Origin of the sequence: Streptomyces sp. CB01881 (assembly GCF_002953255.1) — a bacterium.
In the GTDB taxonomy this organism is placed as follows: domain Bacteria; phylum Actinomycetota; class Actinomycetes; order Streptomycetales; family Streptomycetaceae; genus Kitasatospora.
This window is the reverse complement of the sequence record NZ_CP026498.1, coordinates 7556221-7556568: the sequence shown is the minus strand read 5'-3', so window position 1 is coordinate 7556568 and position 348 is coordinate 7556221. Positions and strand designations below refer to the sequence as shown.

Here is a 348-nt window from a genome sequence, read left to right as displayed (position 1 = left end):
TGATGCCCTTGGCGCCGGACTTCATGGTGCCCTGCATCGACTTGCGCATGGCACGACGGAAGGAGACGCGGGAGGACAGCTGCTCCGCGACGCCCTGAGCCACGAGCTGGGCGTCCAGCTCGGGGTTCTTGACCTCGAGGATGTTCAGCTGGACCTGCTTGCCGGTCAGCTTCTCGAGGTCGCCGCGGATGCGGTCGGCCTCGGTGCCACGGCGGCCGATGACGATGCCGGGGCGAGCGGTGTGGATGTCGACGCGGACGCGGTCGCGGGTGCGCTCGATCTCGACCTTGGAGATGCCGGCGCGCTCCATGCCCTTCGTCATCATGCGACGAATGGCAACGTCTTCCT

Annotated in this window: 1 protein-coding gene; it reads right to left on the bottom strand. The window is 67.2% G+C overall.

Features of this window, described 5'->3' with window-relative positions:
* On the bottom strand, nt 1-348 hold a 348-nt coding region (gene rpsC / locus C2142_RS40240), incomplete at both ends, for a 30S ribosomal protein S3 (RefSeq protein WP_241003255.1).